The following is a 14,112-nucleotide window of genomic DNA, read 5'->3' as shown; positions in this document are numbered from 1 at the left end:
CGGTGGTCGCCGGGGCCGAGCACCGGCGGGCCGCCGGTGAGCTGGCCTGGGATGTCGAGGGCGTGGCGGACGTGTGCAACGCCCTGCGGCTCGCCGGTCACCGGCGCAGCCGCCGTTGATCTCCGGCCCGCCCGCGCCGCCCGGCACCGGTGGCGCGGGCGGGCCGGACGCAGCCTTCTAGCCGCTGGAGCCGCCCTGGCGGCCGTCGGTGGTGAGGTCCGGTCAGGCGCCAGAGCCGCTGGTGGCCGTGCCGTCCGGGTCGGCGGCGGCGAGTTGCGCGAGCGCCTCGGCGCGGCTGCCGGCGACGCGGAACACCTCGTCCAGGCGGGTGACCCGCAGCACCTGCTGGATCAGTGGCGAGGCCGCCGCGACGCAGAGGAGCGCGCCACGGTCGGCGGCGTTGCGGTGGGCGCGGGCGAGCAGCCCGAGGGCGGTCGAGTCGATCAGGTCGGTCCGGCCGAGGTCCACCACGACATGGCCGCCCATGTCGGCCGCGTGCCGCAACGCCATCCGCAGGGTGTCGCCGGTGTCGAGGTCCACGTCACCGGCGACGGTCACCACGGTCACGTCGCCGAGGTGCTCGATGCCGAGGATGCCACCGGGTACGCCACCGGCGGCCGGGCCGAGCCGGGTGCAGTGGGCGCAACGGTGCGGGCCGGCGGCCAGCGGGGAACCGCTCCAGCCGTGCTCGGACACCAGGTTCCACACCACCTCGCCGTCTGACGGCGCGCGGGGGCCGGCGACGGTGTCACCGCAGCTGTCACAGGTCAGGGTGACCAGGTGGTCGTCCAGGACGACGGCCATACCGTGCTCCTTTCCCACGTCGGCGGGGTCGACCCCCCACCCTGCCGGCGGCAGGTGGCGGGAACCGCGCGGACACGTGACGGTTGGGTGACGAATCGACTTCCGGTTGCTGGCCGGGTCGGATGGCCGACGACGGATGGGCACCTGCCCCCGGACCTGGGAAGATGCACGAACAGAGATCGACCGATGACCGTACGCGACGGAAGGTCGAGTGATGCGGAGCGGACTGCCCACTGACGAACCGGTCGGCACGCTGGACGTGGTGCACAGGTTCCGGGGACCGATGCCGACCGGGGTGACCGTCTCGCACCGTGGACGGATCTTCGTCAACTTCCCCCGCTGGGGCGACGAGGTTCCCGCGACCGTGGTCGAGCTGCGCCGCGGGCGCGAGGTGCCCTTCCCCGACCTGCGTTGGAACAGCCCGTCCCGGGACGACGATCCGTCGGCGTTCGTGTCGGTGCAGAGCGTCGTGGTCGATCCCGCCGACCGGCTCTGGGTGCTCGACACCGGCAGCCCGATGTTCCGGCCGACCTCGCCCGGGGGGCCGAAACTGGTCCGGATCGACCTCGGCACCGACACCGTCGCCCAGGTGATCACCTTCCCGCCCGACGTGGCACTGCCCACCACGTACCTCAACGACGTGCGGTTCGACCTGCGGCGCGGGGAGGCGGGGCTGGCGTACATCACCGACTCCGCCGACGCGGCACCGAACGGGATCATCGTGGTCGACCTGGCGAGCGGTACGTCCTGGCGCCGGCTGCACGACCACCCGTCCACCAGGGCGGAGCCGCTGTCGTCGTTCCGCCCGGTGGTCGAGGGCCGCCCGTTCCTGGTCCGCCCTCCCGACGGGCCGCCGCTACCGGTGGGCGTCGGGGCCGACGGCATCGCGATCTCCGCCGACGGCGCCCGGCTGTACTACTGCGCCCTCGCCTCGCGTCGCTGGTTCAGCGTCGCCACCGACGCCCTGGCCGACCCCGCGCTCGGCGAGGACGAGGTGGCCGCGACCGTGGTCGACGAGGGGGACAAGGGCGGCGGCGCCGACGGCCTGGAGTCCGACGACGCCGGCCGGCTCTACCTCACCAACTACGAGCACAACGCGGTGTTGCGCAGGCGTCCGGACGGCGAGTACGAGACGGTCGTGCACGATCCGCGGCTGCTCTGGCCGGACACCCTGTGCGTGGCCACCGACCGGCACCTCTACGTCATCGCCAACCAGGTGCACCGGCAACCACCGTTCCAGCGCGGACGCGACCTGCGGCGCAAGCCGTACGCGCTGTTCCGGACCCGGATCGACGCGGGGCCGGTCCTGCTCCGGCCCTGACCGGCGCGCACCCGATCGGGTGGTGCTGACCGCCGAGCGGCCTGCCCCGACGACCGTCGCGCGTAGCGTCGAGGAGCAATGGCCACGAGGTGAGGAGCGGGCCGGTGACCGAGCCGGAGGAAGAGCGCGAGAAGAGCGCGAAGACCGATCCGGTGCTGTTCTCCCCCGACGGCGACCCGCACCACAACCCGGCGCAGGCGCCGCAACCGGACGAGCACCTGTCGGTGCTGTTCTCCCACGACGGCGAGACCGACGTGGTCGACGGCGAGCAGTAGCCCGACCGGGCGGACCGGCAATCAGCGGTATACCTCAGGAACTCTGCCGGGCGCGCAGGGCGGCGGCTAGTTCGTCGTCGTACGTGGCGAGTTCCCGCCCGTCGGCGGCGTAGGCGACCAGCCGTCCGTGGACCATGGTCGCCGACCGGAAGGAGAACGTCCGCACGCCCGGGTAGGCGGCCAGCAGCGGGATGGTGCGGGGCGGTCCGCCGGGGGCCGAGTAGTAGTCCAGGCGCGCCACCTCGGCGGAGACCACGCCGTTGACGCGTACCTTGGTCTTCTCGCTGCGGGTGTCGAAGGTGACCGGCGCCTCGGTGCCGTAGCGGTCGCACTCCACCGGTCCCCGGCAGACGAAAAAGTAGCGCGGGTTGGCCACGTCGTCCAGCACGTACGCCTTGAAGGTGGGATCCGCGCCGGCGGGTAACGGCTGCACGGCGAAGAACGCCAGTACGCCGACGGTCGCGACGCCCACCCGCAGCACGGCCCGCCGCACGGCCGCCCGACGCTGCGGGCGACGCGCGGCGACCGCGACCGCGCCGAAGCCCGCCGCGCACAGCAGGCACACGCCGACCGCGCGGGCGTTCTCGAACAGGAACTGCACGCCGGGCCGCATCGACACCGGGCTCAGCACCACCCCCAGCGACAGCACCAGGCTGGCCAGCAGCGCGACGCCGGCCGCCCGCCGGGCCACCCCGGCGGCGCCGACCAGCAGCATCGCCGCCAGCACCGTCCACACCTGGTGGTGGGTCCAGGAGACCGGCGACGCGGCCACGGTGGCGCAGCCGACGAGCACTGCCGCGTGCCCGGGCAGGCCCTGTCCGGCCATCTGCCGGGCCCGCAGCAACGCCAGCGCGCAGATGACGGCCACCATGGCCGCCCAGACCAGGGGCAGCGATGCCTCGTCCATGCCGAGGCGCAGCAGCATCCCGTGTACGGACTGGTTGCCCAGCGACGCCAGGTCACCGATCCGGGAGGTCTGCACCACCGTGCCGGCCCAGTAGGTCAGGCTCTCCCTCGGCAGGACCGCCAGGGCGAGCGCGCCGCAGGCCAGGAAGGCGGCCAGGGCGCGGGCGGCGTCCCGGTACCGGCCGCAGACCAGGAAGTAGGCGACGAACAGCAGCGGGGTGAGCTTGATCGCCGCAGCCACCCCGACCAGCACGCCGCGTACCCGCGACGGCGGACCCATGCCGTCCAGCAGCGCCATGAGCACGATGAAGATGCTCACCTGGCCGAACCGCAGGTTGCTCTGCACCGGGGCGGAGAGCATCAGCACCGCGGCCGCCGCCGCCACCGCCAACGACTGGCCGGTGCGCCCGGCAGCCAACCCGCGACCGGCGGCCAGCCCACGCCCGGCGGCCAGCCCACGCCCGGCGGCGAACGCCCGGCCGACCGGTACGGCGATGGCGACCACGGCGGCGCAGGTCGCCGTCAGCCAGATGGCCTCGGCCACACCGAGCGGGACGGTGGTGATCGGCCACAGCACGAGCGCCGCGAAGGGTGGGTAGGTGAACGGCCCGCCGTTCGCCGCCACGTAGCCGTAGAGCGGGCGCCCGGCGCGCAGGTCGGACAGGGCACCGTGGTAGATGTGCAGGTCGGACAGGCGGTCCGGTCGTCTCAGCACGAGCGCGACGGAGACCAGGACGGCCAGCCCGAAACCGGCCCACAGCAGCACGACCCGACGATCCCGCATGGACAGAGGATAGGAGCCGATGCCGCTGCCGGCTGCCCCGCCGGCGCTTGCCACAGCCAGCCAACAGAACTGATAATCATCAATGTTCCTGAGCCGGACGAGATCGGGCACCGGGCAGCCCTCGATCGGAACACCGCCCTGTCCACCTTCCGTCCGGAGGACCTGTCTCAATGAAAACGGCGATCAGACTGTGGTGCGCCGCGGTGGCGGCCATCGCCCTGACGGCGCTGGCCGCGCTGTCCGTCCCCACCCCGGCGTCGGCGGCGGCGCTGACCGAGGTGACCAACTTCGGCACCAACCCGAGCAACCTACGCATGTACCTCTACATACCGGATCGGGTGGCACCCCGGCCGGGCCTGCTGGTGGCGGTGCACTACTGCACCGGCACCGGGCCGGCCATGTACTCCGGCACCCAGTTCGCGTCCCTGGCTGACCGGTACGGCTACATCGTGGTCTACCCGTCGGTGACCCGCAGCAGCCAGTGCTTCGACGTCTCCTCCCCGCAGGCGCTGCGGCGCGGCGGCGGCAGCGACCCGGTGGGCATCATGTCCATGGTCGACTACGTCCGGCAGCGCTACCCGGTCGACCCGGCCCGGATCTTCGCCACCGGCATCTCGTCCGGCGCGATGATGACCAACGTGCTGCTCGGGCTCTACCCGGACGTGTTCGCCGCGGGCGCCGCCTTCGCGGGGGTACCGTTCGGCTGCTTCGCCACCACCAACGGTTCGGAGTGGAACAGCGAGTGCGCCAACGGGCAGCTCATCCGGACCCCGCAGCAGTGGGGTGACCTGGTGCGCAACGCGTACCCGGGCTACACCGGACCGCGCCCGCGGATGCAGACCTGGCACGGCACCAACGACGAGATCCTGCGGTACCCGAACTTCGGCGAGCAGATCAAGCAGTGGACCAACGTGCGCGGGCTGAGCCAGACCCCGAGCTACACCGACAGCCCGCAGGCAGGCTACACCCGTACCCGCTACGGCGGCACCGGCGGCCAAGCGCCGGTCGAGGCGATCAGCATGCAGGGCGTACCGCACAACCTGCCGGTCGACGCCGCCCAGGCGCTGCGCTTCTTCGGCCTCGACAGCACGCCGCCGAGCAGCCCGCCGCCGACCTCCACCCCGTCGCCGACGATCACCCCCACCACGCCACCGCCGACCCCGACGGTGCCGCCGGGCGCCGGCTGCCGGATCGGGTACGCGGTCAACGCCTGGAACACCGGGCTGACCGCCGAGGTGACCATCACCAACACCGGCAGCACGGCCGTCAACGGCTGGAGCCTGGCGTTCGCCCTGCCCGGTGGGCAGACCATCACCAACGGCTGGAACGCGACGTACTCGCCGACCTCCGGCGCGGTGACCGCGCGCAACGTCTCCTACAACGGCACCATCGCCGCCAACGGCTCGGTCAGCATCGGCTTCCAGGCCAACCACACCGGCAACAGCGGACGTCCGACCTCGTTCACCCTCAACGGGACGCCCTGCTCGGTCGTCTGATCCCGGCTTGCGCCGTCCCACCCGGCGCTCGGGTGTGGTGCCCGCGCGGCTCGTCAGCCGCGCGGGCACCGACGCCGGCAGCCCGCGTGCCATCACCGACCCGCATCCGGAGGAACCCCGCATGCTGCTCAGCACACCGAAGGGACGCGTGCGCCTCGGCCTGGTGGCCGCCGCCACGCTGGCCCTGCTCGGCACCGCCACCGCGGTCGCGCCGCCGAGCGCGCAGGCCGCCACCGTCGACCCCAACGCCACCTACGTCTTCGTCAACCGGCACAGCGGCAAGGCGATGGACGTCTGGAACTGGTCCACCGCCGACAACGCCCCGATCAACCAGTACGCCCGCAACGACGCCGCGGTGCAGCAGTGGCGCTTCGTCGACGTCGGCAGCGGCTACTACCAGATCCGCTCGGTGCACAGCGGCAAGGTCCTCGAAGTACCCAACGCCAACGACGGCGTGCAGCTGGTGCAGAACACGGCGGGCAGCGGCAACACCCGCCAGCACTTCCGGCTCGCCGACTCCGACGGCGGCCACGTCCGGTTCGTCAACCGGCACTCGAACAAGGCCCTGGACGTGTGGGGCTGGTCCACCGCCGACGGCGGCATGATCTCCCAGTACCAGGACCTCAACGGCGCCAACCAACAGTGGCAGCTGGTCGTCCTCGGTGCCGCCAGCGGCTGCGGCAGCGGCGCCTTTCAGGCCGAGGCCGTGCTCAGCGGCTCCACCTGGACCGCCCGCAACGGCGGCAGCACGGTCTACACCGGCACCGACATGCGCGCCGCCGTGCAGGCCGCGGTGAACAGCCTCAGCGCCGGGCGCACCAGCAAGCAACGGGTCGTGGTACGCGGCTCCGGCACGATCAGCGCCGGCTCCCGCATCTCGCTGCCCAGCTACACCACCATCGACGTCTGCGGCACCATCAACGTGACCGGATCCGGCTCCGGTGACCAGGCACCGATCTACTCGCGCGGCACCACCCAGGTCGAGGTGCAGAATCTCTCCGTCACCGGCTCCCCGCTGTACGGCATCTTCATGCGCAACGTCACCAACGTGATCCTCGGCCAGATCGACATGCGGCTCTCCGGCGGGCTGGGCGTACGCATCGACAACCGGGGCGACACCAGCCAGTGGACCCGCAACGTCCGCATCGACAACGTCTACGTCTCCGGCGCCAGCTCGCACGCCGTGGAGACGTACGGCGTGGACGGGCTGACCGTCGGCACCGTGACCGCCCGCAACGTCGGCGAATCCGGACTGCTGCTCAACGAGACCATCAACGCGACGGTGACCACCGTCGACGCGGAGAACGCGGGCACCGGCACCGGCTACGCGGCGTTCCGCGTCGCCAACCGGGCTGGCCGGGTCGGCTCCGCCTACCCGATCAACATCCGGGTGGGCACCGTCCGGGCGCGCGGCGGCGGCCGGGGCGTCTTCTGCGTCTCCGAATCCGGCGGTACGGCGATCAACCGGGTCGACATCGCCAACACCGGCAACAACGCGATCCTGCTGGAGAACTGCTACGGGGTGGACATCGCGGCGGGTGGCGGCACGATCAGCGGCGGCGGCGAGGTGCGGCTGGCGGCGCGTAGCGGGTTCCCCGGCAACCGGGACCTCACCCTGCGCAACTTCACGCTGGTCAACAGCCGGATCGTGGAGAACCCCTGCGCGACCAACCTGACCATCAGCAACATCACCCTGAACAACTCGACCATTAGCCGCTGCTGATCGATGGGCGGTTAAGAGGGGCCCCTTCCTATGCGCGAGGCGTTAAGAAGGGGCCCTTCCTTACATCTCAGCTGGCGGTGCAGGTGGGGGTGGCGGTGGGGCCGACACCGTTGCCCTGGAAGCCGAACTCGGTGCTGGTGCCGGGGTTGACCGTGCCGTTGTAGCTGACGTTGCGGAAGGTCACGTTGCCGCTACTGCCGCTGGGCTGGGCGTTCCACGTGTTGACCAGCGTGGTGCCGGACGGCAGCCCGATGTTCACGGCCCAACTGTTCAGCCTGGTGGAGCCGGCGGTGACCCGTACGGTGGCGACGAATCCGCCGGTCCAGGAGTTCAGCGAGATCGACGCGGTGCAGCCGGCACCGCCCGGCGGCGGGGTGGTCGGCGGCGGGGTGGTGGGCGGAGGCGTGGTGGGCGGCGGGGTGGTCGGCGGCGGCGTGGTGGTGGGCGGCGGCGTGGTGCCACCCGCGTTCAGCGCCTCGAGGGTCGCGTTGTACGCGGCCTTCTTGTTGCCGTTGTTGTCGAAGAGCAGCGGGGTGCCGCTGGCCCGCCAGGAGTCGGAGTCGCGGATGCCCCACACGGTGATGCCGGTGCAGCGGGCGACGGCGAGGCAGTCGGTGACCACCCGGCGGTACGTCTCGGCCTGCGTGGTGCCGGAGCCCTCGATGTCCAACTCGGTGATCTGCACGTCCACCCCGAGGGCGGCGAAGCTGGACAGCGTGGTGCGGTAGTTGCTCGGGTACGGCGAGTTGGGGTTGAAGTGCGACTGGAGGCCGACGCAGTCGATCGGCAGGCCCCGGCTCTTGAAGTCGCGGACCAGGTTGTAGACGGCCTGCGTCTTGGCGTGGCTCCAGTCGTCGGTGTTGTAGTCGTTGTAGCAGAGCTTGGCGCCCGGGTCGGCGGCCCGCGCGGCACGGAACGCCGCCTCGATCCAGTCGTTGCCGGTGCGCTGGAGGTTCGAGTCACGCCGGGCACCACTGCTGCCGTCGGCGAACGCCTCGTTCACCACGTCCCAAGAGTGGATCTTGCCCCGGTAGTAGGTGGCCACCTGCGTGACATGGTTGAGCATCGCGTTACGCAGCGCGGTGCCGGACATGTTCTGCATCCAGCCGGGCTGCTGGGAGTGCCAGGCCAGGGTGTGGCCGCGCACCTGCATGCCGTTGGCCCGGGCGTGGTTGACGATCCGGTCCGCGTTGGCGAAGCTGAACTGCCCCTGCTGCGGCTCGGTCGCGTCGATCTTCATCTCGTTCTCGGGGGTGACCGAGTTGAATTCGCGATTGAGGATGCCGACGTAGGTCGTGTCGGAGAGCTTGTACGCCGCCACCGCGGCGCCGAAGTAGCGACCCTTCTCGGCCGCGGACGCGCCCAGGGTGGTCGCCGCGCTGGCGCTGGAGGCCACCACCACGCTGGTGGCGACGATGGCGAGACCGACCGCGGCCGAGACCAGCGCGGTACGCGGTCGCAGTCGGGTCGCCGGGCGCCCGCTGGCGCGGGCGAAGGCGTTGTTCATGGCATGAGCCTTTCGACGAAGCCGTGCTGATGGGAAGCCGGCCCCGACCACTGCCCAGCACGATGGCCCTCCCCGTCGCCGACGCGGTCGCCCGGGAGCCGCGCCGGCCGGTGCATTCAGCCGGCCATCATGAGTAGTTCGAGGCTGTTCTATCGAAAACAGTATCGAAACACGTCCGAAAGCTCAACGCACTCCGGTCGTCTTTTGTGGACCCGCGCCCGCCTCCGGATCCGGCCCACACCACGGCAGGACGGTCGCGCAGGCCAGGCCGCCGGCTCCGAAAGTTTCGGCGACGCCGACCGGTAATCGATCAGGTGGGCAGCGCCGAACTGTCAGCCAGCACCGCACCGCGGGGCAGCGTGACCGCCGGGGCGGGCCCGGCGAGCACGTCGGCGAGCCAGCGCAGCTGGCGCCGTACGTGGGTGGCGTCGCCGTGCTCGTGGCCGTTGAACGGGTACACGTGCATGGTCCGGGCAACCGGCTCCGCGCCACCGTTGGCCGCACCGTACTGGTTGTACGCGGCGAACCCGGTGCTCGGCGGGCACACGACGTCGCGCAGCCCGACCGCGAAGTGGGCCGGCGCGAAGGCCCGACGGGCGAAGCAGACGCCGTCGACGTAGGAGAGGGTCCGCCGCACCGCGGGTTCGGCCTCCCGGTTGACAGCGAGGTAGTTGACGATCTCGCCGTACGGTGCGGCGTCGGTGATCTCGATGGCCCGCTGGACGTGACAGAGGAACGGCGCGGTGCTCATCAGCGCGGCGAGATCGGGCACCAGCCCGGCGACCGCGAGGGCCAGCCCACCGCCCTGACTGTTGCCGGCGGCGACCGCCCGCTGCGGATCGACTCCGGGCAGGGCTCGGGCCGCTTGGACCGCGCGCACCGCGTCGGTGATGAGCCGCCGGTAGTAGTAGCCCTCCGGCGCCAGGATGCCCCGGGTCACCGGCCACGGCCCGCCCGGCGCGGCGCCGTGCGGGTCGGCCGTGTCACCCACGCCGTACTGGCCGGACTGGCCCCGGGCGTCCATGAGCAGGTGGGCGTAGCCGGCGACCGGCCAGGTCAGGCGCTCGTGCGGCAGGCCCCGGCCGCGCCCGTAGCCGACGTACTCCACCACCACCGGCAGTGGCTCGTCCAGTCCGGACGGCCGGGTGTACCAGGCCCGGACCGGGTCACCGGCGAAACCGGCGAAGGTGACGTCCCAGGTGTCGACCAGGCGCAGGTCGGTCGGCTCGGGCCGGACGTCGACCAGCACCGGCCGCGCCGCCGCCTCCCGCAGGGTGGCGCGCCAGAACGCGTCGAAGTCGGCGGGCTCCGGCACGACGGGCGCGTACTGCCGCAGCTGGTCGAGGGGCAGGTCGAACAGGGGCATGGATCCTCGCAGCTGGGCGGTCAGGTGGGGGGCGGCGGTGCGGTGCTCTCGCGTACCACCAGCTCGGCGACCAGATCGATCCGGCTGGGCGGCAGGGCGACCCCGCGGGCGAGGTCGAGCAGCATCCGGGTCGCCGTGCCGGCCATGTCACGCAGCGGCTGGTTGACCGTGGTCAGTGCCGGGCCGATCCAGGCGGCGACCGGGAGGTTGTCGTAGCCGACCACGGACAGGTCACCGGGAACGTCCAGGCCGAGCTGGCGGGCCGCCCGCAGGACGCCCATCGCCTGCAAATCCGACCCGGCGAAGATCGCTGTCGGCCGGTCCGGCCGGCTCAGCAGCTCGATCCCGTGGGTGTAGCCGGCGTCGAGGTGGAAGTTCCCGGAGCGGACCAGGGCGGGGTCGACCGGTACGCCGAGTTCCTCGTGGGCGCAGCGGAAGCCGGCCGTGCGGGCCCGGGCGCAGAGCACGTCCGGCGGACCGGAGATGATCGCGACCCGGCGGTGCCCGAGCTCCAGCAGGTGGCGGGTGGCGAGCAGGCCGCCGTTCCAGTTGTTCGAGCCGACGGTGGGCACCGAGGCCGAGCTGGCGCTGTCGGTGTCGACCACGACGACCGGGATCGCCTGGCGCTGCAACTGCTGCCGCTGCTGGTCGGTCAGGTTGCACATGACCAGCAGTACGCCGAGCGGGCGCCGGGCGATCAGCGCGTCCACCCACGACTGCGGCGGTCGGTGGGCGCCACCCAGTTGCGACAGCACCACGTTCAGCTGGGTGGCGGAGGTGACCGCCTCGACCCCGCGGATGATCTCCAACGCCCAGTCGGAGCCGAACTCGTGGAACACCAGGTCGATCTGGCCCTCGCCGGTCGTCCGCCGGGCACGGCGACGGTAGCGGTGTCGCTCCAGGCTGGCCTCGACCCGCGCCCTGGTCCCGGCCGCGACGTCCGACCGCCCGTTGAGGACCTTGGAGACGGTCGCCGACGACACGCCGACCTCCTGCGCGATGGTCGCGATCGTCGCGGAGCCGAGCCCGGTCGGCGATCGGTCGTCAGTCATCCGATCCTCTGCAACGATCCCGAAAATTTCGGAGAACTGTAGCACGGCGTCGGCGGGTAGGCGTTGACAGCAGTCGATGGTGGTGGGACCGGCACCGGGCGTCCGGCAATCGCTTGCCTACGCCGCAGGTGCAGCGTGGACGGTTCGTTTCCGGCCCTTGACACGTCCTGTCGACGCCCATAAGTTCCCGACACAGATGCCGAGCTGGTTTCCGAAATTTTCGAGAATCGCCGTGCGCCACGGCGGTGGGCGTGGCCTGCCGGGACGACCTCCCGGGCGCGGCCAGAGGGGTTCGCATGACAAGTCAGCTGCCCGTCGACGATCGACTGGCGTCACCGGACGCCGATCGGTGGCGCGACCCGGGGCTGCGGCCCGACGAACGGGCCGACGCGCTCATCCCGCTGATGTCGCTGGAGGAGAAGGCCGCCCAGCTGGTCGGTCTCTGGGTCGGCGCCGACGCCTCCGGGGAGGGAGTCGCGCCCCATCAGACCGACCTGGTCGAGCACACCCCGCCCTGGCCGGACGCGATCCGTCACGGCCTGGGCCAGCTGACCCGGCCGTTCGGCACCGCGCCGGTCGACCCGATCCTCGGCGCCCGGTCGCTGGCCGCCTCCCAGGCACAGATCGTGGCGGCCAGCCGGTTCGGCATCCCGGCCCAGGTCCACGAGGAGTGCCTGACCGGCTTCGCCGCCTGGCGTGCCACCGTCTACCCCGCCCCGTTGAGCTGGGGTGCGGCCTTCGATCCCGACCTGGTCGAGGAGATGGCCGGGCGGATCGGCCGGTCGCTGCGGGCCGCCGGGGTCCACCAGGGACTGGCCCCGGTGCTGGACGTAACCCGCGACTACCGCTGGGGGCGTACCGAGGAGACGATCGGCGAGGACCCGTACCTGGTCGGCACGATCGGTGCGGCGTACGTGCGCGGGCTGGAACGGGCCGGCGTGGTGGCGACGCTGAAGCACTTCGCCGGCTACTCCGCCTCCCGGGGCGGGCGGAACCTGGCCCCGGTGCCGATGGGCCGCCGGGAACTGGCCGACGTGATCCTGCCGCCGTTCGAGATGGCCCTACGGCTGGGCGGCGCCCGGTCGGTCATGCACTCCTACGCCGAGATCGACGGCGTGCCGGTGGCCGCGGACGAGGAGCTGCTGACCCGGGTGCTGCGCGACCAGTGGGGGTTCACCGGGACCCTGGTCGCCGACTACTTCGCCGTCCGGTTCCTGCAGACCCTGCACGGAGTCGCCGCGGACGCCGGCGAGGCGGCCCGGCTCGCCCTGCGCGCCGGCATCGACGTGGAACTGCCCACCGTGGACGCGTACGGCGCACCGCTGGTGGCGGCGGTACGAGCCGGCGAGGTCGACGAGGCCCTGCTAGACCGCGCCCTGCGCCGGGTGCTGATCCAGAAGATCGAGCTGGGGCTGCTCGACGACGGGTGGCGGGAGCTGCCCGCCGACGTCGACGGGCTGCGCCTGGACGACGACGCCGACCGGGCCGTCGCCCTGCGGCTGGCCCGCCAGTCCGTGGTCCTGCTGCGCAACGACGACGGACTGCTGCCGCTCGCCGCCGACCAGCGGATCGCGCTGGTCGGCCCGGTCGCGGACGACCCGATGGCCATGCTCGGCTGCTACTCGTTCCCGCTGCACGTGGGCCCGCAGTACCCCGAGCACGAGACCGGGGTGGAGATACCGTCGCTGCGCGAGGCACTGCAACAACGGCATCCGCGGCTCACCCACCTGCCGGGCACCACCATCACCGGGGACGACACCGCCGGCATCGCCGCGGCGGTGGTGGCGGCCACCGACGCCGACGTGTGCGTGCTCGCCGTGGGCGACCGGGCCGGCCTGTTCGGCCGGGGCACCTCCGGCGAGGGCTGCGACGCGGTCGACCTCCAGCTGCCCGGGGTACAGGCCGAGCTGGTACGCGCGGTGCTGGCCACCGGGACACCGGTGGTGCTGGTGGTGCTCTCCGGCCGGCCGTACGCGCTCGGCGCGGCGGTGGACCGCGCCGGCGCGATCGTGCAGGCGTTCTTCCCCGGCCAGCTCGGCGGACAGGCGCTGGCCGAGGTGCTGACCGGTGAGGTCGACCCGTCCGGGCGGCTGCCGGTGAGCGTGCCCCGGCACGCCGGCGGCCAGCCGGGCACCTACCTCTCCCCCGTCCTGGGCCGCCGCACCGAGGTGTCGTCGGTGGACCCGACGCCCGCGTTCCCGTTCGGCCACGGGCTCAGCTACACCACCTTCGGCTGGAGCGACGCCGCAGTGGTCGCCGGGCCGACCGCCGCGCCGACCGATCGCACGGCTGACTTCACGGTCGAGCCGGCCAGCGCCAACGGGGCCACCGGCGCTACCGTCGAGCCGGTGAGCTGGGCGGTCGACGGCGAGGTGACGGTCGGCGTCACGGTCCGCAACACCGGGTCGCGGGCCGGCACCGAGGTGGTGCAGCTCTACCTGCACGACCCGGTGGCGCAGACCACGCGACCGGTGGTCCGCCTGGTCGGTTACGCGCGGGTGCCGGTGGCGCCGGGCGCGGCAGCCCGGGTCACCTTCGTGGTCCCCGCCGACGTCACCTCGTTCACCGGGGTGCACGGCCGGCGCGTGGTCGAGCCCGGTGACGTGCAGCTCCGTCTCGGCCGCTCCAGCGGCGGCATCGTGGCGAGTCTGGCGCTGCGGCTGGTCGGCGACGAACGCGAGGTCGGCCACCAACGGCAGCTGGTCTCCCGGGTACGCGTCGCGCCCGCCGCCGTACCGGTGCCGCAGGGCCGGCGATGAGCACGGTGACCTCGCCGGCTCCGGCGGCCGGCCCGCCGGCGACCCGGCCGCCGGTTCCACGCTCCGCGCGCCGGACCTGGCGCCGTGCGCTTCGCCGGGACTGGCAGCGGTACTCGCTT

Annotated in this window: 10 protein-coding genes and 1 pseudogene; 6 read left to right on the top strand and 5 right to left on the bottom strand. The window is 72.5% G+C overall.

What is annotated here, in order from left to right; translation table 11 throughout:
* A pseudogene (locus AB0M52_RS18625) lies at positions 1 to 119 on the top strand (BON domain-containing protein); the annotation flags it as partial.
* Positions 120 to 222: 103 nt separating this feature from the next.
* On the opposite strand, the gene AB0M52_RS18620 reads toward AB0M52_RS18625, so the two are convergent.
* Positions 223 to 804, bottom strand: a complete 582-nt coding sequence (locus AB0M52_RS18620; protein ID WP_363954903.1) for an STAS domain-containing protein — start codon at positions 802 to 804, stop codon at positions 223 to 225.
* 214 nt (positions 805 to 1,018) lie between these two features.
* Here AB0M52_RS18620 and AB0M52_RS18615 point away from each other — a divergent pair, with 214 nt between their 5' ends.
* Both AB0M52_RS18615 and AB0M52_RS18610 read left to right on the top strand, forming a co-directional pair.
* Entirely contained in the window at positions 1,019 to 2,125 is a 1,107-nt protein-coding gene (locus AB0M52_RS18615) for an L-dopachrome tautomerase-related protein (RefSeq protein ID WP_363954900.1), read from the top strand.
* 104 nt (positions 2,126 to 2,229) lie between these two features.
* Positions 2,230 to 2,400, top strand: a complete 171-nt coding sequence (locus AB0M52_RS18610) for a hypothetical protein (protein WP_363954897.1) — start codon at positions 2,230 to 2,232, stop codon at positions 2,398 to 2,400.
* Between the two features lie 34 nt (positions 2,401 to 2,434).
* Here the strand turns inward: AB0M52_RS18610 and AB0M52_RS18605 are convergent, their stop codons facing one another.
* On the bottom strand, positions 2,435 to 4,090 hold the full coding sequence (locus AB0M52_RS18605; protein ID WP_363954894.1) for a glycosyltransferase 87 family protein: 1,656 nt from the start codon (positions 4,088 to 4,090) through the stop codon (positions 2,435 to 2,437).
* A 170-nt stretch (positions 4,091 to 4,260) separates the two neighbouring features.
* Here AB0M52_RS18605 and AB0M52_RS18600 point away from each other — a divergent pair, with 170 nt between their 5' ends.
* Positions 4,261 to 5,586, top strand: a complete 1,326-nt coding sequence (locus AB0M52_RS18600; protein ID WP_363954891.1) for a PHB depolymerase family esterase — start codon at positions 4,261 to 4,263, stop codon at positions 5,584 to 5,586.
* Positions 5,587 to 5,707: 121 nt separating this feature from the next.
* The gene (locus tag AB0M52_RS18595) at positions 5,708 to 7,309 is read left to right on the top strand and encodes an RICIN domain-containing protein (protein ID WP_363954906.1); all 1,602 of its coding nucleotides are present in this window, start codon (positions 5,708 to 5,710) and stop codon (positions 7,307 to 7,309) included.
* Positions 7,310 to 7,376: 67 nt separating this feature from the next.
* On the opposite strand, the gene AB0M52_RS18590 is transcribed toward AB0M52_RS18595, so the two are convergent.
* The 3 genes from AB0M52_RS18590 to AB0M52_RS18580 all read right to left on the bottom strand — a co-directional run bounded on the left by AB0M52_RS18590 (position 7,377) and on the right by AB0M52_RS18580 (position 11,234).
* Positions 7,377 to 8,816 (bottom strand): endo-1,4-beta-xylanase, encoded by a 1,440-nt coding sequence (locus AB0M52_RS18590; RefSeq protein WP_363954888.1) that lies wholly within the window; start codon positions 8,814 to 8,816, stop codon positions 7,377 to 7,379.
* A 310-nt stretch (positions 8,817 to 9,126) separates the two neighbouring features.
* Positions 9,127 to 10,182 (bottom strand): acetylxylan esterase, encoded by a 1,056-nt coding sequence (locus AB0M52_RS18585; protein WP_363954885.1) that lies wholly within the window; start codon positions 10,180 to 10,182, stop codon positions 9,127 to 9,129.
* Between the two features lie 20 nt (positions 10,183 to 10,202).
* On the bottom strand, positions 10,203 to 11,234 hold the full coding sequence (locus tag AB0M52_RS18580; RefSeq protein ID WP_363954882.1) for a substrate-binding domain-containing protein: 1,032 nt from the start codon (positions 11,232 to 11,234) through the stop codon (positions 10,203 to 10,205).
* Between the two features lie 296 nt (positions 11,235 to 11,530).
* Between AB0M52_RS18580 and AB0M52_RS18575 the strand changes: the two genes are divergently transcribed.
* Positions 11,531 to 13,993, top strand: coding sequence for a glycoside hydrolase family 3 N-terminal domain-containing protein (locus tag AB0M52_RS18575; RefSeq protein WP_363954879.1), 2,463 nt, complete (start codon positions 11,531 to 11,533; stop codon positions 13,991 to 13,993).
* Positions 13,994 to 14,112 lie beyond the last annotated feature (119 nt).

The sequence above is a fragment of the Micromonospora sp. NPDC051296 genome (assembly GCF_040682255.1).
Lineage (GTDB): Bacteria > Actinomycetota > Actinomycetes > Mycobacteriales > Micromonosporaceae > Micromonospora > Micromonospora craterilacus.
The sequence above is the reverse complement of the archived record's forward strand: the minus strand, read 5'-3'. Positions and strand labels throughout refer to the sequence as shown.

Excerpts from the sequence above, each read along its gene's own strand:
- AB0M52_RS18600 (WP_363954891.1), top strand. The coding sequence starts at position 4,261 with ATGAAAACGGCGATCAGACTGTGGTGCGCCGCGGTGGCGGCCATCGCC.
- AB0M52_RS18575 (WP_363954879.1), top strand. The coding sequence starts at position 11,531 with ATGACAAGTCAGCTGCCCGTCGACGATCGACTGGCGTCACCGGACGCC.
- AB0M52_RS18590 (WP_363954888.1), bottom strand. The coding sequence starts at position 8,816 with ATGAACAACGCCTTCGCCCGCGCCAGCGGGCGCCCGGCGACCCGACTG.
- AB0M52_RS18585 (WP_363954885.1), bottom strand. The coding sequence starts at position 10,182 with ATGCCCCTGTTCGACCTGCCCCTCGACCAGCTGCGGCAGTACGCGCCC.
- AB0M52_RS18605 (WP_363954894.1), bottom strand. The coding sequence starts at position 4,090 with ATGCGGGATCGTCGGGTCGTGCTGCTGTGGGCCGGTTTCGGGCTGGCC.
- AB0M52_RS18620 (WP_363954903.1), bottom strand. The coding sequence starts at position 804 with ATGGCCGTCGTCCTGGACGACCACCTGGTCACCCTGACCTGTGACAGC.
- AB0M52_RS18595 (WP_363954906.1), top strand. The coding sequence starts at position 5,708 with ATGCTGCTCAGCACACCGAAGGGACGCGTGCGCCTCGGCCTGGTGGCC.
- AB0M52_RS18615 (WP_363954900.1), top strand. The coding sequence starts at position 1,019 with ATGCGGAGCGGACTGCCCACTGACGAACCGGTCGGCACGCTGGACGTG.
- AB0M52_RS18580 (WP_363954882.1), bottom strand. The coding sequence starts at position 11,234 with ATGACTGACGACCGATCGCCGACCGGGCTCGGCTCCGCGACGATCGCG.